The organism is Arthrobacter sp. BC5 (assembly GCF_056680255.1).
In genome coordinates, this window is sequence record NZ_CM155273.1 from 1,945,544 (window position 1) to 1,972,277 (window position 26,734).

Annotated in this window: 31 protein-coding genes; all 31 read left to right on the forward strand. The window is 64.4% G+C overall.

Annotated elements, in window-relative coordinates; all coding sequences use genetic code 11:
- Positions 1–212: 212 nt before the first annotated feature.
- Complete coding sequence (gene rpoB / locus AC1MFI_RS09045; protein ID WP_479816296.1) at positions 213–3,722, forward strand: DNA-directed RNA polymerase subunit beta; 3,510 nt, start codon at positions 213–215, stop codon at positions 3,720–3,722.
- A gap of 189 nt (positions 3,723–3,911) precedes the next feature.
- Positions 3,912–7,805 (forward strand): DNA-directed RNA polymerase subunit beta', encoded by a 3,894-nt coding sequence (locus AC1MFI_RS09050; RefSeq protein ID WP_479816298.1) that lies wholly within the window; start codon positions 3,912–3,914, stop codon positions 7,803–7,805.
- Between the two features lie 365 nt (positions 7,806–8,170).
- Entirely contained in the window at positions 8,171–8,545 is a 375-nt protein-coding gene (gene rpsL, locus AC1MFI_RS09055) for a 30S ribosomal protein S12 (RefSeq protein ID WP_120147087.1), read from the forward strand.
- 1 nt (position 8,546) lies between these two features.
- Positions 8,547–9,017 carry a 30S ribosomal protein S7 gene (gene rpsG, locus AC1MFI_RS09060; RefSeq protein ID WP_087076905.1) on the forward strand — a complete coding sequence of 157 codons (471 nt, stop codon included), beginning with the start codon at positions 8,547–8,549 and terminating at the stop codon, positions 9,015–9,017.
- An 87-nt stretch (positions 9,018–9,104) separates the two neighbouring features.
- On the forward strand, positions 9,105–11,219 hold the full coding sequence (fusA, locus tag AC1MFI_RS09065; protein ID WP_479816301.1) for an elongation factor G: 2,115 nt from the start codon (positions 9,105–9,107) through the stop codon (positions 11,217–11,219).
- Positions 11,220–11,424: 205 nt separating this feature from the next.
- On the forward strand, positions 11,425–12,615 hold the full coding sequence (gene tuf, locus AC1MFI_RS09070) for an elongation factor Tu (RefSeq protein ID WP_104118804.1): 1,191 nt from the start codon (positions 11,425–11,427) through the stop codon (positions 12,613–12,615).
- A gap of 500 nt (positions 12,616–13,115) precedes the next feature.
- On the forward strand, positions 13,116–13,424 hold the full coding sequence (rpsJ, locus tag AC1MFI_RS09075) for a 30S ribosomal protein S10 (protein ID WP_026531952.1): 309 nt from the start codon (positions 13,116–13,118) through the stop codon (positions 13,422–13,424).
- 16 nt (positions 13,425–13,440) lie between these two features.
- Complete coding sequence (rplC, locus tag AC1MFI_RS09080; RefSeq protein ID WP_400482733.1) at positions 13,441–14,097, forward strand: 50S ribosomal protein L3; 657 nt, start codon at positions 13,441–13,443, stop codon at positions 14,095–14,097.
- 4 nt (positions 14,098–14,101) lie between these two features.
- Positions 14,102–14,725 carry a 50S ribosomal protein L4 gene (gene rplD / locus AC1MFI_RS09085; RefSeq protein ID WP_479816303.1) on the forward strand — a complete coding sequence of 208 codons (624 nt, stop codon included), beginning with the start codon at positions 14,102–14,104 and terminating at the stop codon, positions 14,723–14,725.
- Positions 14,722–15,027, forward strand: coding sequence for a 50S ribosomal protein L23 (rplW, locus tag AC1MFI_RS09090; protein ID WP_026531955.1), 306 nt, complete (start codon positions 14,722–14,724; stop codon positions 15,025–15,027). Before rplD ends, rplW begins: the two co-directional genes overlap by 4 nt.
- 31 nt (positions 15,028–15,058) lie before the next feature.
- The gene (rplB, locus tag AC1MFI_RS09095; RefSeq protein WP_055768070.1) at positions 15,059–15,898 is read left to right on the forward strand and encodes a 50S ribosomal protein L2; all 840 of its coding nucleotides are present in this window, start codon (positions 15,059–15,061) and stop codon (positions 15,896–15,898) included.
- Between the two features lie 12 nt (positions 15,899–15,910).
- Positions 15,911–16,192: a 30S ribosomal protein S19 gene (gene rpsS, locus AC1MFI_RS09100; protein ID WP_104050958.1), complete on the forward strand. Its 282-nt coding sequence runs from the start codon at positions 15,911–15,913 to the stop codon at positions 16,190–16,192.
- A 37-nt stretch (positions 16,193–16,229) separates the two neighbouring features.
- Entirely contained in the window at positions 16,230–16,595 is a 366-nt protein-coding gene (rplV, locus tag AC1MFI_RS09105; protein WP_055768073.1) for a 50S ribosomal protein L22, read from the forward strand.
- Positions 16,596–17,441 carry a 30S ribosomal protein S3 gene (gene rpsC, locus AC1MFI_RS09110; protein ID WP_104118808.1) on the forward strand — a complete coding sequence of 282 codons (846 nt, stop codon included), beginning with the start codon at positions 16,596–16,598 and terminating at the stop codon, positions 17,439–17,441.
- Positions 17,442–17,858, forward strand: a complete 417-nt coding sequence (gene rplP / locus AC1MFI_RS09115; protein ID WP_087030089.1) for a 50S ribosomal protein L16 — start codon at positions 17,442–17,444, stop codon at positions 17,856–17,858.
- 2 nt (positions 17,859–17,860) lie between these two features.
- Positions 17,861–18,205 carry a 50S ribosomal protein L29 gene (gene rpmC / locus AC1MFI_RS09120; protein ID WP_400482731.1) on the forward strand — a complete coding sequence of 115 codons (345 nt, stop codon included), beginning with the start codon at positions 17,861–17,863 and terminating at the stop codon, positions 18,203–18,205.
- A complete protein-coding gene (gene rpsQ / locus AC1MFI_RS09125) occupies positions 18,202–18,510 on the forward strand; it encodes a 30S ribosomal protein S17 (RefSeq protein WP_479816304.1) in 309 nt (102 codons plus the stop codon). Before rpmC ends, rpsQ begins: the two co-directional genes overlap by 4 nt.
- 338 nt (positions 18,511–18,848) lie before the next feature.
- The gene (rplN, locus tag AC1MFI_RS09130) at positions 18,849–19,217 is read left to right on the forward strand and encodes a 50S ribosomal protein L14 (RefSeq protein WP_049829173.1); all 369 of its coding nucleotides are present in this window, start codon (positions 18,849–18,851) and stop codon (positions 19,215–19,217) included.
- A 3-nt stretch (positions 19,218–19,220) separates the two neighbouring features.
- Complete coding sequence (rplX, locus tag AC1MFI_RS09135; RefSeq protein WP_400482729.1) at positions 19,221–19,595, forward strand: 50S ribosomal protein L24; 375 nt, start codon at positions 19,221–19,223, stop codon at positions 19,593–19,595.
- Positions 19,595–20,170, forward strand: coding sequence for a 50S ribosomal protein L5 (gene rplE, locus AC1MFI_RS09140; protein WP_104050952.1), 576 nt, complete (start codon positions 19,595–19,597; stop codon positions 20,168–20,170). The genes rplX and rplE overlap by 1 nt, the downstream gene beginning before the upstream one ends.
- Before the next feature lie 87 nt (positions 20,171–20,257).
- Entirely contained in the window at positions 20,258–20,656 is a 399-nt protein-coding gene (gene rpsH, locus AC1MFI_RS09145) for a 30S ribosomal protein S8 (RefSeq protein WP_043440638.1), read from the forward strand.
- Between the two features lie 18 nt (positions 20,657–20,674).
- Positions 20,675–21,211 (forward strand): 50S ribosomal protein L6, encoded by a 537-nt coding sequence (rplF, locus tag AC1MFI_RS09150; protein ID WP_479816306.1) that lies wholly within the window; start codon positions 20,675–20,677, stop codon positions 21,209–21,211.
- Positions 21,212–21,213: 2 nt separating this feature from the next.
- A complete protein-coding gene (gene rplR / locus AC1MFI_RS09155) occupies positions 21,214–21,597 on the forward strand; it encodes a 50S ribosomal protein L18 (protein WP_400482726.1) in 384 nt (127 codons plus the stop codon).
- Entirely contained in the window at positions 21,594–22,334 is a 741-nt protein-coding gene (gene rpsE / locus AC1MFI_RS09160; protein WP_479816307.1) for a 30S ribosomal protein S5, read from the forward strand. The genes rplR and rpsE overlap by 4 nt, the downstream gene beginning before the upstream one ends.
- Positions 22,334–22,552: a 50S ribosomal protein L30 gene (gene rpmD / locus AC1MFI_RS09165; protein WP_400482724.1), complete on the forward strand. Its 219-nt coding sequence runs from the start codon at positions 22,334–22,336 to the stop codon at positions 22,550–22,552. The genes rpsE and rpmD overlap by 1 nt, the downstream gene beginning before the upstream one ends.
- Positions 22,552–23,049 carry a 50S ribosomal protein L15 gene (gene rplO, locus AC1MFI_RS09170; protein WP_479816309.1) on the forward strand — a complete coding sequence of 166 codons (498 nt, stop codon included), beginning with the start codon at positions 22,552–22,554 and terminating at the stop codon, positions 23,047–23,049. The genes rpmD and rplO overlap by 1 nt, the downstream gene beginning before the upstream one ends.
- Before the next feature lie 226 nt (positions 23,050–23,275).
- Complete coding sequence (secY, locus tag AC1MFI_RS09175; RefSeq protein WP_479816310.1) at positions 23,276–24,586, forward strand: preprotein translocase subunit SecY; 1,311 nt, start codon at positions 23,276–23,278, stop codon at positions 24,584–24,586.
- Positions 24,587–24,591: 5 nt separating this feature from the next.
- The gene (locus AC1MFI_RS09180) at positions 24,592–25,155 is read left to right on the forward strand and encodes an adenylate kinase (RefSeq protein ID WP_479820836.1); all 564 of its coding nucleotides are present in this window, start codon (positions 24,592–24,594) and stop codon (positions 25,153–25,155) included.
- Between the two features lie 9 nt (positions 25,156–25,164).
- Complete coding sequence (gene map, locus AC1MFI_RS09185) at positions 25,165–25,992, forward strand: type I methionyl aminopeptidase (RefSeq protein WP_479816312.1); 828 nt, start codon at positions 25,165–25,167, stop codon at positions 25,990–25,992.
- 313 nt (positions 25,993–26,305) lie between these two features.
- Positions 26,306–26,527: a translation initiation factor IF-1 gene (infA, locus tag AC1MFI_RS09190; RefSeq protein ID WP_019481515.1), complete on the forward strand. Its 222-nt coding sequence runs from the start codon at positions 26,306–26,308 to the stop codon at positions 26,525–26,527.
- 21 nt (positions 26,528–26,548) lie between these two features.
- Entirely contained in the window at positions 26,549–26,662 is a 114-nt protein-coding gene (gene rpmJ / locus AC1MFI_RS09195) for a 50S ribosomal protein L36 (RefSeq protein ID WP_043440658.1), read from the forward strand.
- Positions 26,663–26,734: the final 72 nt, after the last annotated feature.

The window sequence follows — 26,734 nt, forward strand, 5'->3', positions numbered from 1 at the left end:
CTTTGCGTCTTCCCTCTAAACCCTGCTTGATACACAAAGCGGTAGCCTTCATATAGCGGTGGGCTTTTTTCTGCTCTCGTCGTTTAACCTGGCCCCACGGTTGGGATGCGCGCGAGCAGATCCGGTGAGCACTGAGATCCCCGCAGCATACTGCGGTGGCGGTGCTGAGGCGAATGCGCTGACAAGCCTGACGGTCTGTGGAAGGATCCCTCTTGGTCGCCCCGAGCACCTCTAATAATGCAACCGCTACCAGCCAGGTCGACGCCGACGGCGCCGCACCCCGGCTCTCATTCGCAAAGATTCACGAACCGCTTGACGTTCCCAATCTTCTCGCCCTCCAGACGGACAGCTTCGACTGGCTCGTCGGCAACGAGCGCTGGAAGGCCCGCGTTGAGGAAGCGCTGGAGAAGGGACTGCAGGGTGTAGCCACGACCTCCGGTCTGGCGGACATCTTCGAGGAGATCTCCCCGATCGAGGACTTCCAGGGCACCATGTCCCTGAGCTTCTCCGAGCCCGAGTTCGCAGACCCCAAGTACACGATGGCCGAGTGCAAGGATCGCGACGCGACCTACTCCGCCCCGCTGTACGTCAAGGCCGAGTTCATGAACAACAACACGGGCGAGATCAAGCAGCAGACCGTGTTCATGGGTGACTTCCCCCTCATGACCGACAAGGGCACCTTCGTCATCAACGGCACCGAGCGTGTCGTCGTGTCGCAGCTGGTCCGCTCGCCGGGCGCCTACTTCGAGCGCACCGCCGACAAGACCAGCGACAAGGACATCTTCAGCGCCAAGATCATCCCGTCCCGCGGCGCCTGGTTCGAGCTCGAGATCGACAAGCGCGACCAGGTCGGCGTCCGCCTCGACCGCAAGCGCAAGCAGTCGGTCACGGTGCTCCTCAAGGCCCTCGGCTGGACAGAAGGCCAGATCCTGGAGGAGTTCGGCCAGTACGACTCCATCCGCGCCACCATGGAGAAGGACGCGACGGAGACCCGCGAGGACGCCCTCCTCGACATCTACCGCAAGCTGCGCCCGGGCGAGCCCCCCACGGTCGAGGCTGCCCAGACACTCCTGGACAACCTGTACTTCAACCCGAAGCGCTACGACCTCGCCAAGGTCGGCCGCTACAAGATCAACCGCAAGCTCGGCATCGACAAGGACCTCACGGACTCCGATGCCTCGGTGCTGAACATCGACGACATCGTCGCGATGATCAAGTTCCTGGTCGCGCTGCATGCCGGCGACAAGACCCTCGGCGGCAAGCGTGACGGCGGCGACGTCGAGCTCCGCGTCGAGGTCGACGACATCGACCACTTCGGCAACCGTCGCATCCGCGCCGTGGGCGAGCTCATCGAGAACCAGGTCCGTACCGGCCTGTCCCGCATGGAGCGTGTCGTCCGCGAACGGATGACCACCCAGGACGTCGAGGCGATCACGCCGCAGACCCTGATCAACATCCGCCCCGTCGTCGCCGCGATCAAGGAGTTCTTCGGAACCTCCCAGCTCTCGCAGTTCATGGACCAGAACAACCCGCTCGCCGGACTGACGCACAAGCGTCGCCTCTCCGCGCTGGGTCCGGGTGGTCTGTCCCGTGACCGTGCAGGCATGGAGGTCCGTGACGTCCACCCGTCGCACTACGGACGCATGTGCCCCATCGAGACCCCTGAAGGCCCGAACATCGGCCTCATCGGTTCGCTCGCCTCGTACGGCCGCATCAACGCATTCGGCTTCATCGAGACCCCGTACCGCAAGGTCGTCGACGGCCTCGTGACCGACCAGATCGACTACCTCACCGCGGACGACGAGGTGGAGCGCCTCATCGCCCAGGCGAACGCGCCCCTCAGCGAGCAGAACACGTTCACCGAGGATATGGTCCTCGTCCGTACCCGTGGTGGTTCCGGCGAGCCCGTGCTCGTCGAGCCCTCCGAGGTCGAGTACATGGACGTCTCCCCGCGCCAGATGGTGTCGGTCGCCACCGCGATGATCCCGTTCCTGGAGCACGACGACGCCAACCGCGCCCTCATGGGTGCGAACATGCAGCGCCAGGCCGTGCCCCTGCTCCGTTCCGAGCGTCCCCTCGTGGGCACCGGCATGGAGAAGAACGCGGCCGTCGACGCCGGTGACGCCGTCACCGCGAACAAGGCGGGCGTGGTCAACGAGGTGTCGGCCGACCTGGTCAGCATCCTCAACGACGACGGCACCGAGACGAACTACCCGATCATGAAGTTCGCCCGCTCGAACCAGGGCAACGCGTACAACCAGCGCGTCCTGGTCTCCGAGGGTGACCGCGTCGAGTACAACACGATCATCGCCGACGGTCCGTCCACGGACCAGGGTGAGCTCGCCCTGGGCAAGAACATGCTCGTCGCGTTCATGTCCTGGGAAGGCCACAACTTCGAGGACGCGATCATCCTGTCGCAGCGCATCGTCTCCGACGATGTCCTGACGTCGATCCACATCGAGGAGCACGAAGTCGATGCCCGCGACACCAAGCTCGGTGCCGAGGAGATCACGCGTGACATCCCGAACGTCTCCGAAGAGGTCCTCGGCGCGCTCGACGAGCGCGGCATCATCCACATCGGTGCCGAGGTCGAAGCCGGCGACATCCTCGTCGGCCGTGTCACCCCCAAGGGTGAGACCGAGCTGACCCCGGAGGAGCGCCTGCTGCGCGCCATCTTCGGCGAGAAGAGCCGCGAAGTCCGCGACACCTCGCTGAAGGTCCCCCACGGTGAGTCGGGAACGGTCATCGGTGTCCGCATCTTCGATCGCGACAACGACGACGAGCTGCCCCCGGGCGTCAACCAGCTCGTCCGCGTGTACGTGGCGCAGAAGCGCAAGATCACGGACGGCGACAAGCTCGCCGGCCGTCACGGCAACAAGGGCGTCATCTCCAAGATCCTCCCGATCGAGGACATGCCCTTCATGGAGGACGGCACGCCCGTCGACATCGTCCTGAACCCGCTCGGTGTCCCCGGGCGCATGAACGTCGGCCAGGTCCTCGAGATCCACCTCGGCTGGGCAGCCAAGCAGGGCTGGAAGATCGAGGGCGAGCCCGAGTGGATGAAGAACCTCCCGAACCTTCCCCGGGAGATCGCCTCGACCACCGTCGCGACCCCCGTGTTCGACGGCGCCACCGAGGACGAGATCGTCGGCCTGCTCGGCTCCACGAACGTCACGCGTGACGGACAGCGCCTCATCGGCGAGTCCGGCAAGGCGCGCCTGTTCGACGGCCGTTCCGGCGAGCCGTTCCCGGACCCGATCTCGGTCGGCTACATGTACATCCTGAAGCTCCACCACCTGGTGGACGACAAGATCCACGCGCGCTCCACCGGCCCGTACTCGATGATCACGCAGCAGCCGCTGGGTGGTAAGGCACAGTTCGGTGGCCAGCGCTTCGGTGAGATGGAAGTGTGGGCCCTCGAGGCCTACGGTGCGGCCTACACGCTGCAGGAACTCCTGACCATCAAGTCGGACGACATCCACGGACGCGTCAAGGTGTACGAGGCCATCGTCAAGGGCGAGAACATCCCCGAGCCGGGCGTTCCCGAGTCCTTCAAGGTCCTCATCAAGGAAATGCAGTCGCTCTGCCTGAACGTGGAAGTCCTTTCCACCGACGGCACCACGATTGAAATGCGTGACTCGGATGAAGAAGTCTTCCGGGCCGCGGAGGAACTGGGCATCGACCTCTCACGGGCCGAGCCGAGTTCTGTCGAAGAGGTCTAGGTTTCACCCGACCGGTCCAGTCCGGCACCCGGAACGGCGGCAACGAAATTTCTGGCGGCCGCTGGGCGGCCTTGAAATATTGAAGCCGCCTTCCTCCGGGCACCTCCCTGGACCGGTGGGGGACTCCACTCTTCGCCGCACCCCATAAGACTTCAAGAATTTAGAGAACAAAGAGAGAACAGGGACCCTATGTCCAGCGAATCCTCCTTCGGCCTCATGCGAATCGGCCTTGCCACCGCGGACGAAATCCGCGGCTGGTCTTACGGCGAGGTCAAGAAGCCGGAAACCATCAACTACCGCACGCTCAAGCCCGAGAAGGACGGACTCTTCTGCGAGAAGATCTTCGGCCCTTCCCGTGACTGGGAGTGCTACTGCGGCAAGTACAAGCGCGTGCGCTTCAAGGGCATCATCTGCGAGCGCTGCGGCGTCGAGGTGACCCGCGCCAAGGTGCGCCGCGAGCGCATGGGCCACATCGAGCTTGCTGCCCCCGTCACGCACATCTGGTACTTCAAGGGCGTCCCCTCACGCCTGGGCTACCTGCTCGACCTGGCGCCGAAGGACCTCGAGAAGGTCATCTACTTCGCCGCCTACATGATCACCGCGGTCGACGAGGAGAACCGCCACGCCGAACTGCCGAACCTCCAGGCCGAGCACGACCTCGAGAAGAAGCAGATGACGGACCAGCGTGACTCCGACATCGCCACGATCGCCAAGGACCTCGAGGACGAGCTCGCCCGCCTCGAGGGAGAGGGCGCCAAGGCTGCCGACAAGAAGAAGGCACGCGACTCCGCCGACCGCCAGATGGCGAACGTCCGCAAGCGCGCGGACGCCGACATCGAGCGCCTGGTCCAGGTGTGGGAGCGCTTCAAGACCCTGAAGGTCGCCGACCTCGAGGGTGACGAAGGCCTGTACCGCGAACTGCGCGACCGCTACGGCCTGTACTTCGAGGGCTCCATGGGTGCCGAGGCGATCAAGAAGCGCCTCGAGAACTTCGACATGCCCGCCGAGGCAGAGATGCTGCGCGATATCATCCAGAACGGCAAGGGCCAGCGGAAGACGCGTGCCCTGAAGCGACTCAAGGTCGTCAACGCGTTCCTGACGACCACGAACAGCCCCCTGGGCATGGTCCTCGACGCCGTGCCGGTGATCCCGCCGGAACTGCGCCCGATGGTCCAGCTCGACGGTGGCCGCTTCGCGACGTCCGACCTCAACGACCTGTACCGCCGCGTCATCAACCGCAACAACCGCCTGAAGCGTCTGCTCGACCTCGGAGCTCCCGAGATCATCGTCAACAACGAGAAGCGCATGCTCCAGGAAGCCGTCGACTCCCTGTTCGACAACGGTCGTCGCGGCCGTCCGGTCACCGGACCGGGCAACCGCCCGCTGAAGTCCCTCTCGGACATGCTCAAGGGCAAGCAGGGTCGTTTCCGTCAGAACCTCCTCGGCAAGCGCGTCGACTACTCGGGCCGTTCGGTCATCGTGGTCGGCCCGCAGCTGAAGCTGCACCAGTGTGGTCTGCCCAAGCAGATGGCACTGGAGCTCTTCAAGCCGTTCGTGATGAAGCGCCTGGTGGACCTCAACCACGCGCAGAACATCAAGAGCGCCAAGCGCATGGTCGAGCGGTACCGCCCCCAGGTGTGGGACGTCCTCGAAGAGATCATCACCGAGCACCCCGTGCTGCTGAACCGTGCACCCACCCTGCACCGTCTCGGCATCCAGGCGTTCGAGCCGCAGCTCGTCGAAGGCAAGGCACTCCAGCTGCACCCGCTGGTCTGCGGTGCGTTCAACGCGGACTTCGACGGCGACCAGATGGCAGTCCACCTGCCCCTGAGCCCCGAGGCCCAGGCTGAGGCGCGCATCCTGATGCTGTCCTCGAACAACATCCTGAAGCCGTCGGACGGCCGTCCGGTCACCCTGCCCTCGCAGGACATGATCATCGGTCTGCACCACCTCACCACCAAGCGTGAGGGAAGTGCCGGCGAAGGCCGCGTCTTCACCAGTGTCGCCGAGGCGATCATGGCGTTCGACATGGGTTCCCTCCACCTCAACTCGGTGGCGCGGATCCGCGTCGACAACTTCGTTCCCAGCGCCGACATCGCCGCTCCCGAAGGCTGGGAGCCGGGGACGCCCGCGCTGATCGAGACCTCGCTCGGACAGGTGCTCTTCAACGAGACCCTTCCCCTGGACTACCCCTGGGTGGAGAAGGTCGCCGACAAGGGCCAGCTCTCGACGATCGTCAACGACCTGGCGGAGCGCTACCCGAAGGTGGTGACGGCGGCGACGCTGGACAACCTGAAGGACGCCGGTTTCTACTGGGCCACCCGCTCGGGCGTCACCGTCGCCATCTCCGACATCTCCGCGCCGATCAACAAGGCCGGGATCATGGAGGGCTACGAGACGCAGGCCGCCAAGGTCCAGTCGCAGTTCGACAAGGGCCTGATCGCCGATGAGGAGCGCCGCCAGGAGCTCATCGACATCTGGAACAAGGCCACCAACGAGGTCGCCGCGTCCATGCGTGCCGCGATGCCGAAGGACAACACCATCAACCGCATGGTGTCCTCCGGCGCCCGTGGTAACTGGCTGCAGGTCCGCCAGATCGCCGGTATCCGTGGTCTCGTGGCCAACCCGAAGGGTGAGATCATCCCTCGTCCGATCAAGTCCTCGTACCGCGAGGGCCTGTCGGTCCTGGAGTACTTCATCGCGACGCACGGTGCCCGTAAGGGCCTCGCCGACACCGCCCTGCGTACGGCCAACTCGGGTTACCTGACCCGTCGCCTGGTCGACGTCTCGCAGGACGTCATCGTCCGCGAGGACGACTGCGGCACCGAGCGCGGCCTGAAGGTCACCATCGCCGTGCCGAACGCCGACGGCGAGCTCGTGCTGCACGAAGAGGTCGAGAACTCGGCGTACGCCCGTACGCTGGCCACCGACGTCGTCGACTCCAAGGGCCAGGTGCTCGCTCCCGCGGGCTCCGACGTCGGAGACGTACTCATCGGTGAACTGTTCGAGGCCGGCATCGCCGAGATCAAGGTCCGCTCCGTGCTCACCTGTGAGTCCAGTGTCGGAACCTGTGCCCTCTGCTACGGCCGTTCGCTCGCAACCGGCAAGACCGTGGACATCGGAGAGGCCGTCGGCATCATCGCCGCACAGTCGATCGGTGAGCCGGGTACCCAGCTGACCATGCGTACCTTCCACACCGGTGGTGTCGCATCGGCGGAGGACATCACCCAGGGTCTGCCCCGTATCCAGGAGCTGTTCGAGGCGCGCACCCCCAAGGGTGTCGCCCCGATCTCCGAGGTCGCAGGGCGGGTCACCATCGAAGATGCCGAGAAGCAGCTCCGCCTGGTGGTCACCCCCGACGACGGCTCAGAGGAGATCGCGTACCCGGTCCTGCGCCGCGCACGCCTCCTGGTCTCCGACGGCGACCACGTCGAGGTCGGGCAGCAGCTCGTCTTCGGTGCGGTGGACCCGAAGCAGATCCTGCGTATCCTCGGCCCCCGCAAGGCCCAGGAGTTCCTCGTGGACGAGGTGCAGCGCGTGTACCGCAGCCAGGGTGTGGGCATCCACGACAAGCACGTGGAGGTCATCGTCCGCCAGATGCTGCGTCGCGTCACCGTGATCGAGTCCGGCGAGTCGGACCTGCTCCCCGGTGAGCTGGCAGAGCGTCGCCGCTTCGAGGACGAGAACCGTCGCGTGGTATCCGAGGGCAAGAAGCCGGCGTCCGGCCGTCCCGAGCTCATGGGTATCACCAAGGCGTCGCTCGCCACCGAGTCGTGGCTGTCGGCCGCTTCCTTCCAGGAGACCACGCGTGTCCTCACGCAGGCCGCCATGGAAGGCAAGAGCGATCCGCTGCTCGGCCTCAAGGAGAACGTCATCATCGGTAAGCTCATCCCGGCCGGTACCGGCCTGGACCGCTACACGAAGGTCACGGTCGAGCCCACCGAGGAAGCCAAGGCGAACCTCTTCACCGGTCCGAGCGCGTTCAGCGACTTCGACTACGCCGGTGTCGAGGGCGGCCTGAGCCCCGAGTTCCACGCGATCCCGCTGGACGACTACGACATGGGTAACAGCGACTTCCGCTGAACCTGACTGTCGGAAGGAGAGGCCCCGGACCAGATGGTCCGGGGCCTCTCCCGTCCCGTCCACGCGGCCCTACCACATGGGGGAGGAGGCGGGGCGAAAGGCGGCCGCTGATCTCTGGTAGACTGGACCTCAATTGTTTGTGTGGCAGAGGATCGGCGTTGCGAAACGTATCTCCGCGTTGTACGTAAGTTGTACAACGAATGCCACATTTTCGCACGCCTACAGTCGTTCTGCGGCAGGTTGTCAGTGGGTGTTGCGCCAAACGACTGATCATCCCGACTTCTGGATGGTGCGGCCCTGCTGAGCCGCCCTCGCCGCGGAGTAGGGCGACAGAGATCACTTCAGACATTACGGAGAACACGAAAGTGCCTACGATTAACCAGCTGGTCCGCAAGGGCCGGACACCTAAGGTCTCCAAGACCAAGGCGCCCGCACTGAAGGGCAGCCCCATGAAGCGCGGCGTTTGCACCCGCGTCTACACCACCACCCCCAAGAAGCCGAACTCGGCCCTGCGCAAGGTCGCCCGCGTGCGCCTCAACGGCGGCATCGAAGTGACCGCCTACATCCCCGGTGTCGGTCACAACCTTCAGGAACACTCCATCGTGCTCGTGCGCGGCGGTCGTGTGAAGGACCTTCCCGGTGTCCGTTACAAGATCATCCGTGGCGCGCTCGACACCCAGGGCGTGAAGAACCGCAAGCAGGCTCGCAGCCGCTACGGCGCAAAGATGGAGAAGAAGTAATATGCCTCGTAAGGGCCCGGCCCCGAAGCGGCCGCTCGTACTCGATCCCGTCTACGGCTCACCCCTGGTCACGCAGCTGATCAACAAGGTGCTCGTCGACGGCAAGAAGTCCACCGCAGAGCGCATCGTCTACGGCGCGCTCGAAGGCGCACGCGCCAAGTCCGGCGGCGACCCCGTCGCAGCCCTCAAGAAGGCCATGGACAACGTGAAGCCGACCCTCGAGGTCCGTTCACGTCGTGTCGGTGGCGCGACCTACCAGGTTCCCGTCGAGGTCAAGCCCGGTCGTTCGACCGCACTGGCCCTCCGCTGGCTCGTGGGCTACTCCAAGGCCCGCCGCGAGAAGACGATGACCGAGCGCCTCCAGAACGAGATCCTGGACGCGTCGAACGGTCTCGGTGCCGCAGTCAAGCGCCGCGAGGACACGCACAAGATGGCCGAGTCGAACAAGGCCTTCGCACACTACCGCTGGTAGCAGATCTGCCGGCCGGACCGCGTCCCCACCAGGACCGGTCCGGCCGGCAGTCCAGCAGAACTCCATTTTCGTATTAAGGGAGACACCGTGGCACAGGACGTGCTTACCGACCTCAACAAGGTCCGCAACATCGGCATCATGGCCCACATCGATGCCGGCAAGACCACTACTACCGAGCGCATCCTGTTCTACACGGGTGTCAACCACAAGATCGGCGAGACGCACGACGGCGCCTCCACCACCGACTGGATGGAACAGGAGAAGGAGCGCGGCATCACCATCACGTCTGCCGCCGTGACCTGCTTCTGGGAGAACAACCAGATCAACATCATCGACACGCCCGGCCACGTCGACTTCACGGTCGAGGTCGAGCGTTCGCTGCGCGTCCTCGACGGCGCTGTCGCAGTGTTCGACGGCAAGGAGGGCGTCGAGCCCCAGTCGGAGACCGTCTGGCGCCAGGCCGACAAGTACGAGGTCCCCCGCATCTGCTTCGTCAACAAGATGGACAAGCTGGGCGCCGACTTCTACTTCACCGTCGACACCATCATCAGCCGCCTGGGCGCCAAACCCCTCGTGCTGCAGCTCCCCATCGGTGCCGAGAACGACTTCATCGGCGTCGTCGACCTGCTCTACATGCGCGCCCTCGTGTGGCCCGGCGATGCCAAGGGTGACGTGACCATGGGTGCCAAGTACGAGATCCAGGAGATCCCGGCCGACCTCAAGGAGAAGGCCGAGGAGTACCGCGCGGCCCTCGTCGAGACCGTCGCCGAGTCCTCGGACGAGCTCATGAACAAGTACCTCGAAGGCGAAGAGATCTCCGTCGACGAGCTCAAGGCCGGCATCCGGAAGATGACGATCAACTCCGAGCTCTACCCGATCCTCTGCGGCTCCGCGTTCAAGAACCGCGGTGTGCAGCCGATGCTCGACGCCGTCATCGACTACCTGCCCTCGCCCCTCGACGTCCCCCCGATGATCGGACACGATCCCCGGAACGAAGAGATCGAGCTCACGCGCAAGCCCAGCACGGAGGAGCCCTTCTCGGCCCTCGCGTTCAAGGTCGCGACGCACCCGTTCTTCGGCCAGCTGACGTTCATCCGCGTGTACTCGGGGCATGTCACGGCCGGTACCCAGCTCGTGAACTCCACGAAGAGCAAGAAGGAGCGCATCGGGAAGCTCTTCCAGATGCACGCCAACAAGGAAATCCCCGTCGAGGAGGCTTCGGCCGGGCACATCTACGCGGCGATCGGCCTGAAGGACACCACCACCGGTGACACCCTCTCCGACTCGGCGAACCAGATCGTGCTCGAGTCCATGAGCTTCCCCGCGCCCGTGATCTCGGTGGCCATCGAGCCGAAGACCAAGGGCGACCAGGAGAAGCTGTCCACGGCCATCCAGAAGCTCTCGGCCGAGGACCCCACGTTCCAGGTCTCCCTGAACGAGGACACCGGACAGACGATCATCGCCGGCATGGGCGAGCTCCACCTGGACATCCTGGTGGACCGCATGCGCCGCGAGTTCCGCGTCGAGGCGAACGTGGGCAAGCCCCAGGTCGCCTACCGCGAGACGATCCGGAGCAAGGTCGCGAAGCACGACTACACCCACAAGAAGCAGACGGGTGGCTCCGGCCAGTTCGCGAAGATCCAGATCGCGATCGAGCCGATGGAGGTCGAGGAAGGTGTCATGTACGCCTTCGACAACAAGGTCACCGGTGGCCGCGTGCCCCGCGAGTACATCCCGAGCGTCGACGCCGGCATCCAGGATGCCCTCAACGACGGCGTCCTCGCCGGATACCCCGTGGTCGGCATCAAGGCGACGCTGCTCGACGGTGCCTACCACGACGTCGACTCCTCGGAGATGGCGTTCAAGATCGCCGGCCGGATGGCTTTCAAGGAAGCCGCACGCATGGCGAAGCCCGTGCTGCTCGAACCGCTGATGGAGGTGGAGGTCCGCACGCCCGAGGAATACATGGGTGAAGTGATCGGTGACCTCAATTCCCGTCGTGGGCAGATGCAGTCCATGGAGGACGCCAGCGGCGTCAAGGTCATCACGGCCCACGTGCCTCTCTCGGGCATGTTCGGCTACATCGGTGACCTGCGGTCGAAGACCCAGGGCCGCGCCGTGTACTCCATGAAGTTCGACAGCTACTCCGAGGTCCCGAAGGCAGTCGCCGACGAGATCATCCAGAAGACTCGCGGCGAGTAGTACCCCTCCCGGAAACGGGAATCCCGGGAAGCGCGGCCGGTCTGTCCAAGGGCAGGCCGGCCCGTCTCCCAGCTGACGGGCCAAGCCGGACCGGCAGTGCAGAGCAATTTCATCAAAACAAAAGCCCCCAGTAGACTTGCATGAGTTTCAGCTGCGAAAAGCGCGGCTGGGAAGCAGATCTTCTCAAACGTTCTAGGAGGAACCCGTGGCGAAGGCAAAGTTCGAGCGGACTAAGCCGCACGTTAACATCGGCACCATCGGTCACGTTGACCATGGAAAGACCACGTTGACGGCTGCCATTTCCAAGGTGCTGTACGACAAGTACCCCACCCTCAACGAGCAGCGTGACTTCGCGTCGATCGACTCGGCTCCCGAGGAGAAGCAGCGCGGCATCACGATCAACATCTCGCACGTTGAGTACCAGACCGAGAAGCGCCACTACGCACACGTAGACGCCCCCGGTCACGCTGACTACATCAAGAACATGATCACCGGTGCGGCCCAGATGGATGGTGCCATCCTCGTGGTCGCCGCCACCGACGGTCCGATGGCGCAGACCCGTGAGCACGTGCTGCTCGCCCGCCAGGTCGGCGTTCCCTACCTGCTGGTCGCGCTGAACAAGTCCGACATGGTCGACGACGAGGAGCTCCTGGACCTCGTCGAGATGGAGGTCCGCGAACTGCTCAGCTCGCAGGGCTTCGACGGTGACGACGCCCCCGTCGTCCGCGTCTCCGGCCTCAAGGCCCTCGAAGGCGACCCCGAGTGGGTCAAGTCCGTCGAGGAACTGATGGAAGCTGTCGACAACAACGTGCCGGACCCCGTGCGCGACAAGGACAAGCCCTTCCTGATGCCCGTCGAGGACGTCTTCACGATCACCGGTCGTGGAACGGTCGTCACCGGCCGCGCCGAGCGTGGAACCCTTGCTATCAACTCCGAGGTCGAGATCGTCGGCATCCGCCCGGTCCAGAAGACCACGGTCACCGGTATCGAGATGTTCCACAAGCAGCTCGACGAGGCCTGGGCAGGCGAGAACTGTGGTCTTCTCCTCCGCGGCATCAAGCGCGAGGACGTAGAGCGCGGCCAGGTCATCGTGAAGCCGGGTTCCATCACCCCGCACACCGACTTCGAGGCCAACGTCTACATCCTGGCCAAGGACGAGGGCGGGCGTCACAACCCGTTCTACTCCAACTACCGCCCGCAGTTCTACTTCCGCACCACGGACGTGACCGGCGTCATCACCCTCCCCGAGGGCACCGAGATGGTCATGCCCGGCGACAACACTGAGATGACCGTAGAGCTCATCCAGCCCATCGCCATGGAAGAGGGCCTCGGCTTCGCGATCCGCGAAGGCGGCCGCACCGTTGGCTCGGGACGTGTCACCAAGATCCTGAAGTAATTCAGCATCATGACGCCGCCGGGTGACCGGCCAGCACATGGAAGAACCCCCGTCGTGTTCACGACGGGGGTTCTTCCATGTGAGCCGGCGGTTCCCCACCGGGGGAGGGGCGGCCCAGGTGCGGGAGGTCACTCCCGCTGCGACGTCGCTCAATTCGCAATCACCCCGGCGATCTGCGACACTAGATAAGTTGTTCAAGCGCTCGCGCGTGCGGTTCGAGGCCTCATCCCGGTCAGGATAATGCCTGATGCAGGGATCCGGTCCACCGGAATGCGCGGCCCAAATATAATCCACCCCGTTCGGCTCGTCCGGATTCAGCGGACTGAGTGTGTCCAGAATATGCGACACGCCCGAGCGCGGGGGTCGGAGACCTGGCAGGGTGAGGAACCCGGATCCATCCGGATTCAGCCTGATCAGGACGCGTCGCACAACGGGCGCAGGAAATGTACGTACGTACCGGAACTGCCCAGGCAGTTATGTAGAGAGAGAGTCGAGACGCCATGGCGGGACAGAAAATCCGCATCCGGCTGAAGTCATATGACCACGAGGTCATTGATGTTTCAGCGCGGAAGATCGTTGAGACGGTGACGCGCGCAGGCGCAACGGTAGTGGGCCCCGTGCCGCTGCCCACGGAGAAGAACGTTTTCGTTGTCATCCGGTCCCCGCACAAGTACAAGGACAGCCGTGAGCACTTTGAAATGCGTACTCACAAGCGTCTGATCGACATCATTGACCCCACGCCCAAGGCCGTCGATTCGCTGATGCGTCTCGATCTGCCTGCGGACGTGAACATCGAAATCAAGCTGTAAGGGAGAGCGGATACCTATGTCTACTTCACTTACGCGCCAGGTCAAGGGCCTGCTGGGCATCAAGCTCGGCATGACCCAGGTCTGGGATGAGAACAACATCCTCATCCCCGTCACCGTGGTCCAGGCGGACTCGAACGTCATCACCCAGCTCCTGAGCGAGGACAAGGACGGCTACACGGCCGTGCAGATCGGCTTCGGCCAGATCGATCCCCGCAAGGTCACCAAGCCGCTCGCCGGCCACTTCGACAAGGCAGGCGTCACGCCCCGCCGTCACGTGGTCGAGCTGCGCACGTCCGACGCCGACACCTACTCGCTCGGCCAGGAACTCTCCGTGGAGATGTTCGAGGCCGGCCAGACCGTCGACGTCATCGGCACCACCAAGGGCAAGGGTTTCGCCGGTGTCATGAAGCGCCACGGGTTCCACGGTGTTGGAGCCTCGCACGGTGCCCACAAGAACCACCGCAAGCCCGGTTCCATCGGTGGAGCATCCACCCCCAGCCGCGTCTTCCGTGGAATGAAAATGGCAGGCCGCATGGGTGCCGTTCGTCAGACCACGCTGAACCTCAAGGTTCACGCTGTCGACGCCGAGAAGTCGCTGCTGCTGATCAAGGGTGCCGTACCCGGCGCCCGCGGCCAGGTCGTCCTCGTACGCACCGCCGTGAAGGGAGCATAGCCAGATGGCTGCCAACACTGTAAATGTCGATTTCCCCGCGGAGATCTTCGACGCACAGACCAACATCCCCCTGCTGCACCAGGTCGTCGTGGCACAGCTTGCGGCTGCCCGCCAGGGTACCCACAAGACGAAGACCCGCGCCGAGGTGAGCGGCGCAGGCCGCAAGCCGTTCAAGCAGAAGGGAACCGGTCGTGCCCGTCAGGGTTCGATCCGCGCCCCCCACATGACCGGTGGCGGAATCGTCCACGGGCCCACGCCCCGCGACTACAGCCAGCGCACCCCCAAGAAGATGATCGCCGCCGCCCTGCGCGGAGCGCTCTCTGACCGGGCACGCAACGGCCGTATCCACGTTCTCGAGTCCCTGGTCACCGGCGACAAGCCGTCCACCAAGGGTGCCATCGAGACCCTGCGTTCGATCTCCGAGCGGCCCCGCCTGCTCGTGGTCATCGAGCGCGCCAACGACGTCGCCGCACTGTCGGTGCGCAACGTCCCCGCAGTGCACGTCCTCTACGTAGACCAGCTCAACACGTACGACGTGCTGGTCTCCGATGACGTGATCTTCACCAAGGCCGCCTACGACCAGTTCGTCGGCGTGTCTGCTGTCATCTCCGAGGAGGATGCCAAGTGAGCGGCACCATCGCAAAGGATCCGCGCGACGTCGTCATTGCACCCGTCGTCTCGGAGAAGAGCTACGGCCTGATCGACGAAGGCAAGTACACCTTCCTGGTCGACCCGCGTTCGAACAAGGAAGAAATCAAGCTGGCGGTCGAGAAGATCTTCTCCGTGAAGGTCGACTCCATCAACACCATCAACCGGGTTGGCAAGCGCAAGCGCACCAAGTTCGGCTGGGGCCAGCGCAAGGGCACCAAGCGTGCCATCGTGTCCCTCAAAGAGGGCTCGATCGACATCTTCGGCGGTCCGCTCTCCTAGAGCGGAGACCACTTTAACGAGGAATTGAGTTATGGGAATCCGTAAATACAAGCCGACAACCCCGGGCCGTCGTGGCTCGAGCGTTGCCGACTTCGCTGAAATCACACGGTCGACGCCGGAAAAGTCGTTGGTCCGTCCCCTTCCCAAGAAGGGTGGACGCAACAACACCGGTAAGATCACGACCCGCCACAAGGGTGGTGGACACAAGCGTCAGTACCGCCTGATCGACTTCCGCCGCCACGACAAGGACGGCGTAGACGCCCGCGTTGCCGAGATCGAATACGATCCCAACCGCACCGCGCGCATCGCACTCCTGCACTACGTCGACGGCACCAAGCGCTACATCGTTGCGCCGAACAAGCTCAAGCAGGGCGACTTCGTCGAGGCCGGTGCCGGGGCCGACATCAAGCCCGGCAACAACCTGCCGCTGCGCAACATCCCCGTGGGTACCGTCATCCACGCCGTCGAGCTCCGCCCAGGTGGCGGCGCGAAGATGGCACGCTCCGCCGGTGCGTCGGTCCAGCTCGTCGCCAAGGAAGGCCGTTTCGCCCAGCTGCGTCTGCCCTCCGGTGAGATCCGCAACGTCGACGTCCGCTGCCGCGCGACGATCGGCGAGGTCGGCAACGCCGAGCAGTCGAACATCAACTGGGGCAAGGCCGGCCGTAACCGCTGGAAGGGCATCCGCCCGACCGTCCGCGGTGTCGCCATGAACCCGGTCGACCACCCGCACGGTGGTGGCGAGGGCAAGACCTCCGGTGGACGCCACCCGGTCAACCCGAACGGTAAGGCCGAAGGCCGTACCCGTCGCCCCAACAAAGAGAGCGATTCACTCATCGTGCGTCGCCGTCGTTCCGGCAAGAACAAGCGATAGGAGCCTGGAGACATGCCACGCAGCCTGAAGAAAGGCCCCTTCGTCGACCAGCACCTTTTCGTAAAGGTCGCTCGCGAGAACGAAACGGGTACGAAGAACGTCATCAAGACGTGGTCCCGCCGCTCCATGATCATCCCCGACATGCTCGGGCACACGATCGCGGTGCACGACGGGCGCAAGCACATCCCGGTGTTTGTCACCGAGTCGATGGTCGGGCACAAGCTCGGCGAATTCGCTCCCACGCGGACTTTCCGCGGCCATGTTAAGGACGACCGCAAGGGCAAGCGCCGCTAGGCGCTGCTCTTACGGCTAAGACGAGAGAAGGAAAGCAATGGAAGCCAAGGCTATTGCGCGTCATATCCGCGTAACGCCTATGAAGGCCCGGCGCGTCGTCAACCTTGTTCGTGGTAAGCAGGCGAATGAGGCTCTGGCTATTCTGAAGTTTGCCCCACAGGTTGCTTCGGAGCCGGTTTTCAAGGTGGTCCAGTCGGCAATGGCCAACGCACGAGTCCTCGCGGACCGTGACGGCGTTGCCTTCGACGAGGACAACCTCATCATCAGCGAAGCATTCGTCGATGAAGGCCCCACGATGAAGCGGTTCCGTCCGCGTGCCCAGGGCCGCGCGTTCCGCATCAACAAGCGGACCAGCCACATCACGGTTGTCGTCGCTACCCCTGAGAAAGTGGAGGTCCGCTAAGTGGGACAGAAAGTAAACCCGCACGGGTTCCGACTCGGCATCACCACCGACCACAGGTCACACTGGTTCGCCGACAGCAACAAGCCGGGCCAGCGCTACCGTGACTTCGTCCGCGAAGACATCAAGATCCGCCAGCTCATGTCGACCGGCATGGACCGGGCCGGTATCGCGAAGGTCGAGATCGAGCGCACCAGGGACCGCGTCCGCGTGGACATCCACACGGCACGTCCCGGCATCGTCATCGGCCGTCGGGGAGCAGAGGCGGACCGCATCCGCGGCGAGCTCGAGAAGCTCACCGGCAAGCAGGTCCAGCTGAACATCCTCGAGGTCAAGAACCCCGAGATCGAAGCCCAGCTCGTGGCCCAGGGTATCGCCGAGCAGCTTTCCTCCCGCGTGGCCTTCCGCCGCGCGATGAAGAAGGCCATGCAGTCCGCACAGCGTGCCGGCGCGAAGGGCATCCGTGTCCAGTGCTCCGGTCGCCTGGGTGGTGCCGAAATGAGCCGCTCGGAGTTCTACCGCGAGGGACGCGTTCCCCTGCACACGCTCCGTGCCAACATCGACTACGGCTTCTTCGAAGCGAAGACCACCTTCGGCCGAATCGGCGTGAAGGTCTGGATCTACAAGGGTGACGTCACGGCGAAGGAACTCGCAGCCCAGGCTGCGGCAGCTCCCTCGCGTGGCCGTGGTGGAGACCGTCCGGGCCGTGGCCCTGCCGGCGCCGACCGCGGTGGCGACCGTGGAGGCGACCGTCGTCGTCGTGCACCCGAGCGCTCCGAGGGCCAGGGTGCCTCGGCACCCGCCGAGACCGCCGCAGCCCCCGCTGCGACTGAAGGAGGACAGGCTTAAATGCTTATCCCACGTCGAGTCAAGTTCCGTAAGCAGCACCACCCGGGTCGTTCCGGCGCTGCGACCGGCGGTACCGAGGTCAGCTTTGGCGAATGGGGTATCCAGGCTCTGAGCCCGGCATACGTCACCAACCGCCAGATCGAGTCCGCTCGTATCGCCATGACCCGCCACATCAAGCGTGGCGGAAAGGTCTGGATCAACATCTATCCGGACCGCCCGTTGACCAAGAAGCCTGCCGAGACCCGCATGGGTTCCGGTAAGGGTTCGCCCGAGTGGTGGGTGGCCAACGTCAAGCCGGGCCGTGTTCTCTTTGAACTGTCCGGAGTAACCGAAGAGGTAGCCCGCGAAGCCCTGCGCCTCGCGATCCACAAGCTGCCGTTGAAGGCACGCATCGTGCGTCGTGAGGGTGGTGAATAGTTATGGCTCTGGGTTCAAAGGAACTGGCAACAGACCAGCTGGACGGCTTCGATAAGGACCGCCTGGTGGAAGAACTGCGCAAGGCCAAGGAGGAGCTGTTCAACCTCCGCTTCCAGTCGGCCACCGGCCAGCTCGAAAGCCACGGCCGCCTTCGCTCGGTCAAGCGCGATATTGCACGCATCTACACGGTGCTGCGCGAGCGTGAACTGGGTCTCCGTCCCGAGGTCGTAGCTCCCGTCGAGGAAGCTAAGCCCGCGAAGGCGGACAAGCCCAAGAAAGCCAAGAAGGCCTCCACGAAGGACGAACCTTCCGTGGACACCGAGGCTTCTGAGGAGGACGCCAAATGAGTGAGCAGCAGAGCGAGACCGTAGGAACCGAGAAGGCCGTCCACAACGCCGACTCGCGTGGCTACCGCAAGGTACGCCGCGGCTACGTCGTCTCCGACAAGATGGAGAAGACCATCGTGGTCGAGGTCGAGGACCGCGTGAAGCACGGCCTGTACGGCAAGGTGCTTCGCCGCAGCTCCAAGGTCAAGGCGCACGACGAGCAGAACGTCGCCGGCATCGGCGACATGGTCCTGATCAGCGAGACCCGCCCGCTGTCCGCCACCAAGCGGTGGCGACTGGTCGAGGTCATCGAGAAGGCCAAGTAGCACATCCCGGAGCCGGCCCTGCCGGCACCACCGACGATGCCCCGGACGCGATTTCGTGTCCGGGGCATCTTCGCGATACTATAAGAATCTTGTCTGTCTGGTGGGCTGGCGCATGCCCTCACGAGGTTTCCTCGCAGGGTGTCCCTCAGGGGTTTCCTTCACACCGGGCACATAGGCAAAAGCCCGATAATCTTGTTCATCACAATCCCTGCGCGCCGACTTCCGGCGCGCGGACGCGTGCCCAGGCGCGCAGGTGGTGAGTACCAGTATTACGGGGCCCACCCATATCCGTTCCGCAAGGCTCGACAAGAGAACCGGCGCGACGACAGGAGTAATAAGTGATTCAGCAGGAGTCGCGGCTAAAGGTCGCCGACAACACGGGGGCCAAGGAAATCTTGACCATCCGCGTTCTCGGAGGATCCGGGCGCCGCTACGCAGGCATCGGCGATGTCATCGTCGCCACCGTGAAGGACGCGATCCCCGGCGGCAACGTCAAGAAGGGTGATGTCGTCAAGGCGGTCATCGTCCGCACCAAGAAGGAACGCCGCCGCGCGGACGGTTCCTACATCAAGTTCGACGAGAACGCAGCAGTGATCCTGAAGAACGACGGCGACCCCCGCGGTACCCGTATCTTCGGCCCTGTCGGTCGCGAGCTCCGCGACAAGCGTTTCATGAAGATCATCTCGCTGGCGCCGGAGGTGCTGTAGTCCATGGCACAGAAGACAAAGCTCAAGATCAAGAAGGGTGACCTCGTCCAGGTCATCACCGGAGCCAAGCAGGAGCGCGGCGGAGACCGCGGCAAGCAGGGCAAGGTCCTGAAGGTGTTCCCCGAGACCAACCGCGTCCTCGTGGAAGGCATCAACCGGATCACCAAGCACACCAAGGTCGGGCAGTCGCAGCGCGGCACCAAGACCGGTGGCATCGAGGTCGTTGAGGCACCCGTGCACATCAGCAACGTCGCCGTCGTCGATCCCGAGACCAAGAAGCCGACCCGCGTCGGATTCCGCACCGAGACCGTCGAGCGTGACGGCCGCGAGCGCGTTGTCCGCATCCGCGTGGCCAAGTCATCAGGGAAGGATCTGTAATGACTGTCGAAACCGCAGAAACCCGGGTTCTTCCCCGCCTCAAGGCGCGCTACGCGTCCGAGATCAAGGCGACGCTGCAGGAAGAGTTCAACTACGCGAACGTCAACCAGGTTCCCCGCCTGGTCAAGGTCGTCGTGAACATGGGTGTCGGTGACGCCGCCAAGGACTCCAAGCTGATCGACGGCGCCGTCAAGGACCTCACAGCGATCACGGGCCAGAAGCCGCAGGTCACCAAGGCCCGCAAGTCCATCGCGCAGTTCAAGCTCCGCGAAGGAATGCCCATCGGTGCGCACGCCACCCTGCGTGGTGACCGCATGTGGGAGTTCACGGACCGCCTGATCTCCCTCGCCCTGCCCCGTATCCGCGACTTCCGCGGTCTCAACGGCAAGCAGTTCGACGGCAACGGCAACTACACCTTCGGCCTCACGGAGCAGTCGATGTTCCACGAGATCGACCAGGACCGTATCGACCGCGTACGTGGCATGGACATCACCGTCGTCACCACCGCCAAGACCGACGCCGAGGGCCGAGCGCTCCTCAAGGCGCTTGGCTTCCCCTTCAAATCCGAAGATTAATCTAACTACGTTGCAGGTCCGCTCCAGCCGTCACCGCGTGTGCCGGCCGGAATCCGGAAACCGTTTCGAGGAAGGGCAAGAGCCCACATGACAATGACAGATCCTGTCGCAGACATGCTCACGCGTCTGCGCAACGCAAACTCGGCTTACCACGACTCCGTGTCCATGCCGTACAGCAAGTTGAAGGCCCGCGTAGCGGACATCCTGAAGGCCGAGGGCTACATCGCCGGCTGGAAGGAAGAGGAAGCGGAGGTCGGCAAGAAGCTGACCATCGACCTCAAGTTCGGACCGGACCGCCAGCGTTCCATCGCCGGCATCCGCCGTATCTCCAAGCCCGGCCTGCGCGTGTACGCCAAGTCCACGAACCTGCCCCACGTGCTCGGCGGCCTCGGCATCGCCATCCTGTCCACGTCCTCCGGTCTGCTCACGGACCGCCAGGCATCCAAGAAGGGTGTAGGTGGGGAAGTCCTCGCCTACGTCTGGTAACGGGAAAGGGAAAGAAAAATGTCACGTATTGGACGTCTCCCCATCACCGTTCCCGCTGGTGTCGAGATCGCGGTCAACGGCAACGAGGTCTCGGTCAAGGGCTCGAAGGGCGAGCTGAGCCACACGGTTCCCAGCCCCATCGAGGTCTCCCTGAACGAGGGCACCCTCACGGTCACCCGCCCGAACGACGAGCGCGAGTCGCGTTCGCTGCACGGCCTCACCCGCACGCTGATCTCCAACATGATCGTCGGAGTCACCGAGGGCTACAAGAAGAACCTTGAGATCGTGGGCACGGGTTACCGTGTGCAGGCCAAGGGCAGCGACCTGGAATTCGCTCTGGGTTACAGCCACCCGGTCGCCGTCAAGGCACCCGAGGGCATCACCCTGACCGTCGACAGCCCCACCAAGCTCTCGGTCGCAGGCATCAACAAGCAGCAGGTCGGCGAGGTCGCTGCAACCATCCGCAAGCTGCGCAGGCCTGACCCCTACAAGGGCAAGGGCATCCGCTACGCAGGCGAGATCATCCGCCGCAAGGTCGGAAAGGCTGGTAAGTAACCATGGGTCTGAGCATCAACAAGAAGCGCAGCTCGAAGAGCAAGTCCGCCTCGCGCGGACGCCGGCACCTCCGTGTACGCAAGCGCGTATCCGGCACCGCCGTCCGTCCCCGCCTGGTCGTCAACCGTTCGGCCCGCCACGTATTCGTGCAGGTCGTCGACGACACCAAGGGCGTGACCGTAGCATCAGCCTCCACCCTCGAAGCGGACCTCCGTGCATTCGACGGTGACAAGACCGCCAAGGCCAAGCGCGTTGGTGAACTCGTTGCAGAGCGTGCCAAGGCTGCCGGTGTCGAAGCTGTCGTCTTCGACCGCGGTGGCAACAAGTACCACGGTCGCGTTGCAGCAATCGCAGACGGCGCACGTGAAGGTGGGCTGGCACTGTGACCGAGGAGAACAAGGCAAAGGAAGCCCCATTGAATACGGCTACAGAGCAGCCAGCAGCCGAAGCTCCGGCTGCAGGCGCAACTGAGACCGCGTCGGCTGACGCGAACCGTGGCCGCGGCACTTCCCGCGGCGGCGAGCGCGGCGGCAACTCCCGCGGTGGCGAGCGTGGCGGCCGTGGTGGCCGTGACGGTCGTGACGGCGGGCGCAATGATGACAAGGACAAGTTCATCGAGCGCGTCGTCACCATCAACCGCGTCGCCAAGGTCGTCAAGGGCGGCCGCCGCTTCAGCTTCACCGCCCTCGTGGTGGTCGGCGACGGCAACGGCATGGTCGGTGTCGGCTACGGCAAGGCGAAGGAAGTTCCCTCCGCCATCCAGAAGGCCGTCGAGGAAGCCAAGAAGACGATGTTCCGCGTTCCGCGCATCGGTGGCACCGTCCCGCACCTGGTGCAGGGCGAGGCAGCAGCCGGCGTCGTCCTCCTCCGTCCCGCTTCCCCGGGTACCGGCGTCATCGCCGGTGGTCCGGTGCGTGCGGTACTGGAGTGCGTCGGCATCCACGACGTCCTCTCCAAGTCGCTCGGTTCCGCGAACGCCATCAACATCGTTCACGCAACCGTTGACGCGCTGAAGCGACTCGAAGAGCCCCAGGCAGTCGCGGCCCGCCGCGGCCTGCCCCTCGACGAGGTCGCATCCCACCAGATGCTGCGCGCGATCGCAGCTCAGAAGGCAGGTGCGTAATGACCGCGATCACCCCGAAGCGCGTCCGCGTGAGCTCGGCGAAGCTGGAGATCACCCAGATCAAGTCCGCTATTGGCGGCAAGCAGAACCAGCGCGACACGCTGCGGTCCCTCGGCCTCAAGCGGATCGGCCACACCGTGGTCCGTGAAGCGGACGCCGTCACCGTCGGCATGGTCAACACGGTTCCGCACCTCTTGAAGGTTGAGGAGGCCAACTAATGGCAGAGAAGAACATCGCGGCTGCGGCCGCACCCGAGGCGAAGGCCGAGCGCGTCCACGCACTCAAGGTCCACCACCTGCGTCCCGCCCCCGGAGCCAAGACGGCGAAGACCCGTGTAGGCCGTGGTGAGGGTTCGAAGGGTAAGACTGCAGGCCGTGGTACCAAGGGAACTGCAGCCCGCTACCAGGTGAAGGCAGGATTTGCCGGCGGCCAGCTGCCGCTGCACATGCGCCTTCCCAAGCTGCGCGGCTTCAAGAACCCGTTCCGCGTCGAGTTCCAGGTCGTGAACCTCGACAAGCTCTCCGAGCTGTACCCCGCTGGCGGCGACGTCACCGTGGACAGCCTGGTGGCGAACGGTGCCGTGCGCAAGAACCAGCCCGTCAAGGTGCTGGGGACCGGCGAGATCACCGTGGCCGTCAACGTCTCGGCGGACGCCTTCTCAGCATCTGCTGCAGAGAAGATCGTCGCAGCCGGCGGGACCGTCACCGAGCTGTAGATCGCTCGGCCGCCCCTCTCCCGCCGAGCGCGGGGGAGGGGGCGGCTGTGATCCATGGCACTTTGGAACTAGACTCTTGGTGGGCAGGGCTGTATCAGCCCACCAGGAGTCTTTTTTCGGCTTCGGCCACTTTTCACCCCGCGGTTCTCTCGCACGGGTGACCAACCGTTAGACTCGGTTGTTGTGTACGGTCCGCCTCAGGACCAACAGACCTTCAGGAGGACGCTTGCTTAGCGCTATTGGCCGGGCATTCCGGACGCCAGACTTGCGGCGCAAGCTGTTGTTCACGCTGGGAATCATCACCATCTTCCGCCTCGGGGCCTTCATCCCCGCTCCGGGTGTCGACTACGGGAACGTCCAGCAGTGTCTCGCCCTGGGCAACACCGAAGGCGGCCTCTACCAGTTCGTCAACCTGTTCAGCGGCGGAGCGCTGCTGCAGGTCTCGATCTTCGCGCTGGGCATCATGCCGTACATCACGGCGAGCATCATCACGCAGCTCCTCCGGGTGGTCATTCCCCGCTTCCAGGAGCTGCACCAGGAAGGCGCCCAGGGCCAGTCCAAGCTGACCCAGTACACGCGCTACCTGACGATCGCCCTGGGCCTGCTGAACGCGACCACACTCGTCTCGCTGGCCCGATCGGGCGCGCTGCTCGGCAACTGCCCAGTGCCCCTGATCCCGGACGACTCCCTGATCACCATCATCCTGCTCATCATCACGCTGACGGCCGGTACCGGCCTCATCATGTGGATGGGTGAGCTCATCACCGAGCGCGGTGTGGGCAACGGCATGTCGCTGCTCATCTTCACGGCCATCGCCGCCGGCTTCCCCACCTCGCTGGGCGAGATCCTCCGTACCCAGGGCGCCACGGTGTTCGCCTTCGTCCTCGCGATGGGCGTCGTCGTCGTCGCCCTCGTGATCTTCGTCGAGCAGTCCCAGCGCCGCATCCCGGTGCAGTACGCCAAGCGCATGGTCGGCCGCCGCACCCTCGGTGGCAGCAGCACGTACATCCCGATCAAGGTCAACATGGCCGGCGTCATCCCCGTGATCTTCGCGTCCTCGATGCTGTACCTGCCGAGCCTGATCGCGCAGTTCAACACTCCCCAGGACGGCACGGCGCCGCCCGCATGGGTCAACTGGATCACCACCTACCTGACCAGCGGGGACCACCCGCTGTACATGGCGATGTACTTCCTGCTGATCGTCTTCTTCACCTACTTCTACGTGGCGATCACGTTCAACCCGGACGAGGTGTCCGAGAACATGAAGAAGTACGGGGGCTTCATCCCCGGCATCCGCGCCGGACGCCCGACGGCGGAGTACCTGCAGTACGTGCTGTCCCGGATCACGCTGCCCGGTGCCATCTACCTGGGGCTCGTGGCGCTGATCCCGCTGATCGCCCTCGTGGCCATCGGCGCGAACCAGAACTTCCCGTTCGGCGGCACCTCGATCCTCATCATGGTCGGCGTGGGCCTCGAGACGGTAAAGCAGATCGACGCACAGCTCCAGCAGCGTCACTACGAAGGGTTGTTGCGTTGACGAGAATGCTGATCATCGGTCCTCCCGGTTCGGGCAAGGGCACGCAGGCCGCGCGGATCTCCGAGCGCCTGGGCGTCGTGGCCATCTCCACGGGGGACATCTTCCGCGACAACGTCAAGCGCGAGACGCCCCTCGGCGTCGAGGCCAAGAAGTTCATGGATGCCGGCGACTTCGTTCCCGACAGCGTCACCAACAGCATGGTGCGCGATCGCCTCGCGGCGGACGACGTCCAGGACGGCTTCCTGCTGGACGGCTACCCGCGGACCGCGGCGCAGGTCGACGAGCTCGACGACATCCTCCGCGAGAACGAGCTCGAGCTCGACGTCGTGCTGCAGCTGACCGCGGACGACGCGGAGCTCGTCAAGCGCCTCCTCGGGCGGGCCGAGCTCGACGGCCGGTCGGACGACAACGAGCAGGTGATCCGCCACCGCCTGGGCCTCTACCACGACCAGACCGAAGCAGTCGTGTCGCGGTACGCCGAGCGTGGGATCGTCACGAAGGTCGACGGTATCGGTAGCATCGACGGCGTCACCGAACGCGTGATGGCGGCCCTCAAGGTAGCAAGCTAGGACCACCGCATGTTCCGCCAGCCCAAGGTCGAATACAAGACCACCAGCCAGATGCTCGTGATGCGTGAGGCCGGTCTGGTGCTGTCCAGGGCGCTGGACCGCGCTGTCTCTGCAGCCGCCGTCGGCGTCACCACGGCCGAACTGAACGAGGTGTTCGAGGAGGTCCTCCGCGAGGAGGGCGCCACGTCCAACTTCCTCGGCTACCACGGGTTCCCCGCCAGCATCTGCACGTCGGTGAACCACGAGGTCGTCCACGGCATCCCGGGAAGCCGCATCCTGCAGGACGGCGACATCATCTCGATCGACGGTGGCGCCGTCGTCCGTGGGTGGCACTCCGACTCCGCGCGCACGGTGATCGTCGGAACACCGCGTCCCGAGGACGTCCGTCTCTCCGAGGTCACGGAGGAGGCGATGTGGCGTGGGATCGCCGCCCTGGCCACCGCCCGGTTCGTCGGAGACATCGGCGCCGCGATCGACGACTACGTCTCCTCGGCGCCGGGACCCGCGCTCGGGATCCTCGAGGACTATGTGGGCCACGGGATCGGCACCCAGATGCACCAGGCGCCCGACGTGCTGAACTACCGCAGTTCGAACCGCGGCCCGAAGGTGCGCCCGGGCCTGTGCCTCGCGATCGAGCCCATGCTCGTGCAGGGAGGACTGGAGACAGCAGTGCTCGACGACGACTGGACCGTCGTCACGACGGACGGCAAGCGCGCCTCGCAGTGGGAGCACAGCGTCGCGGTGCACGATGGCGGCATCTGGGTCCTCTCCGCCCCGGATGGCGGAGCCTCGCGGCTCGAGCCGCTGGGGGTCACGCCGGCTCCGCTCGGCGGCTGAGCACCGGCACCGTACCGCACGAGCCCCGTACTGCACGAACCCGGTACGACGAAGGTCCCGCACGCACGTGCGGGACCTTCGTCGTACCGGCCGGCGCCCATCGCTATCAGCGTGTCCAGGACGCCGGGCCGGCGGGATTTAACTATCGGGGAAGAGTAGCGTAGAGTCGTCTGTTGGTTGTCTCTGCTTTTCGTGCCCAATGGGGCCCCTGAGACCTCCCTGCGAGCGGAGCTCCGGCTCCCCGCGGGTGTGACAATCAAAACCCCAAACCCGTCCGCTACGCAAGTGGCGGGCATAGACGTTAGCGGAGGATATGGCCAAGAAAGACGGTGTCATTGAGATTGAAGGCACTGTGAACGAGGCGCTGCCCAACGCGATGTTCCGCGTTGAGTTGGCCAACGGTCACATTGTTCTCGCCCACATCTCGGGAAAGATGCGCCAGCACTACATTCGAATCCTTCCTGAGGACCGGGTCGTAGTGGAACTCAGCCCGTACGACCTCACCCGGGGCCGTATTGTCTACCGCTACAAATAAGAATCAACTCGAAGGAAAACCATGAAGGTCAACCCGAGCGTGAAGCGGATCTGCGAGAAGTGCCAGGTGGTCCGCCGCAAAGGCAACGTTCTCGTCATCTGCGAGAACCCGCGCCACAAGCAGCGCCAGGGCTAAGAACCTCTTCCCGAGGCTCTTCCCGCGCGTAGAAGTACATTCAACGGCAGAACAGCATCCCTGACGGGATGT

Coding starts and splice junctions, on each gene's coding strand:
- AC1MFI_RS09050 (WP_479816298.1), top strand. CDS start 3,912: ATGTCCAGCGAATCCTCCTTCGGCCTCATGCGAATCGGCCTTGCCACC.
- infA (WP_019481515.1), top strand. CDS start 26,306: ATGGCCAAGAAAGACGGTGTCATTGAGATTGAAGGCACTGTGAACGAG.
- rpsH (WP_043440638.1), top strand. CDS start 20,258: ATGACAATGACAGATCCTGTCGCAGACATGCTCACGCGTCTGCGCAAC.
- rplO (WP_479816309.1), top strand. CDS start 22,552: ATGGCAGAGAAGAACATCGCGGCTGCGGCCGCACCCGAGGCGAAGGCC.
- rplF (WP_479816306.1), top strand. CDS start 20,675: ATGTCACGTATTGGACGTCTCCCCATCACCGTTCCCGCTGGTGTCGAG.
- rplX (WP_400482729.1), top strand. CDS start 19,221: ATGGCACAGAAGACAAAGCTCAAGATCAAGAAGGGTGACCTCGTCCAG.
- rpsJ (WP_026531952.1), top strand. CDS start 13,116: ATGGCGGGACAGAAAATCCGCATCCGGCTGAAGTCATATGACCACGAG.
- map (WP_479816312.1), top strand. CDS start 25,165: ATGTTCCGCCAGCCCAAGGTCGAATACAAGACCACCAGCCAGATGCTC.
- rplE (WP_104050952.1), top strand. CDS start 19,595: ATGACTGTCGAAACCGCAGAAACCCGGGTTCTTCCCCGCCTCAAGGCG.
- AC1MFI_RS09180 (WP_479820836.1), top strand. CDS start 24,592: ATGCTGATCATCGGTCCTCCCGGTTCGGGCAAGGGCACGCAGGCCGCG.
- rplV (WP_055768073.1), top strand. CDS start 16,230: ATGGAAGCCAAGGCTATTGCGCGTCATATCCGCGTAACGCCTATGAAG.
- rpmD (WP_400482724.1), top strand. CDS start 22,334: ATGACCGCGATCACCCCGAAGCGCGTCCGCGTGAGCTCGGCGAAGCTG.
- rpmJ (WP_043440658.1), top strand. CDS start 26,549: ATGAAGGTCAACCCGAGCGTGAAGCGGATCTGCGAGAAGTGCCAGGTG.
- rplC (WP_400482733.1), top strand. CDS start 13,441: ATGTCTACTTCACTTACGCGCCAGGTCAAGGGCCTGCTGGGCATCAAG.
- rpmC (WP_400482731.1), top strand. CDS start 17,861: ATGGCTCTGGGTTCAAAGGAACTGGCAACAGACCAGCTGGACGGCTTC.
- rplP (WP_087030089.1), top strand. CDS start 17,442: ATGCTTATCCCACGTCGAGTCAAGTTCCGTAAGCAGCACCACCCGGGT.
- rpsQ (WP_479816304.1), top strand. CDS start 18,202: ATGAGTGAGCAGCAGAGCGAGACCGTAGGAACCGAGAAGGCCGTCCAC.
- rplD (WP_479816303.1), top strand. CDS start 14,102: ATGGCTGCCAACACTGTAAATGTCGATTTCCCCGCGGAGATCTTCGAC.
- rpsG (WP_087076905.1), top strand. CDS start 8,547: ATGCCTCGTAAGGGCCCGGCCCCGAAGCGGCCGCTCGTACTCGATCCC.
- rpsS (WP_104050958.1), top strand. CDS start 15,911: ATGCCACGCAGCCTGAAGAAAGGCCCCTTCGTCGACCAGCACCTTTTC.
- rplB (WP_055768070.1), top strand. CDS start 15,059: ATGGGAATCCGTAAATACAAGCCGACAACCCCGGGCCGTCGTGGCTCG.
- rplR (WP_400482726.1), top strand. CDS start 21,214: ATGGGTCTGAGCATCAACAAGAAGCGCAGCTCGAAGAGCAAGTCCGCC.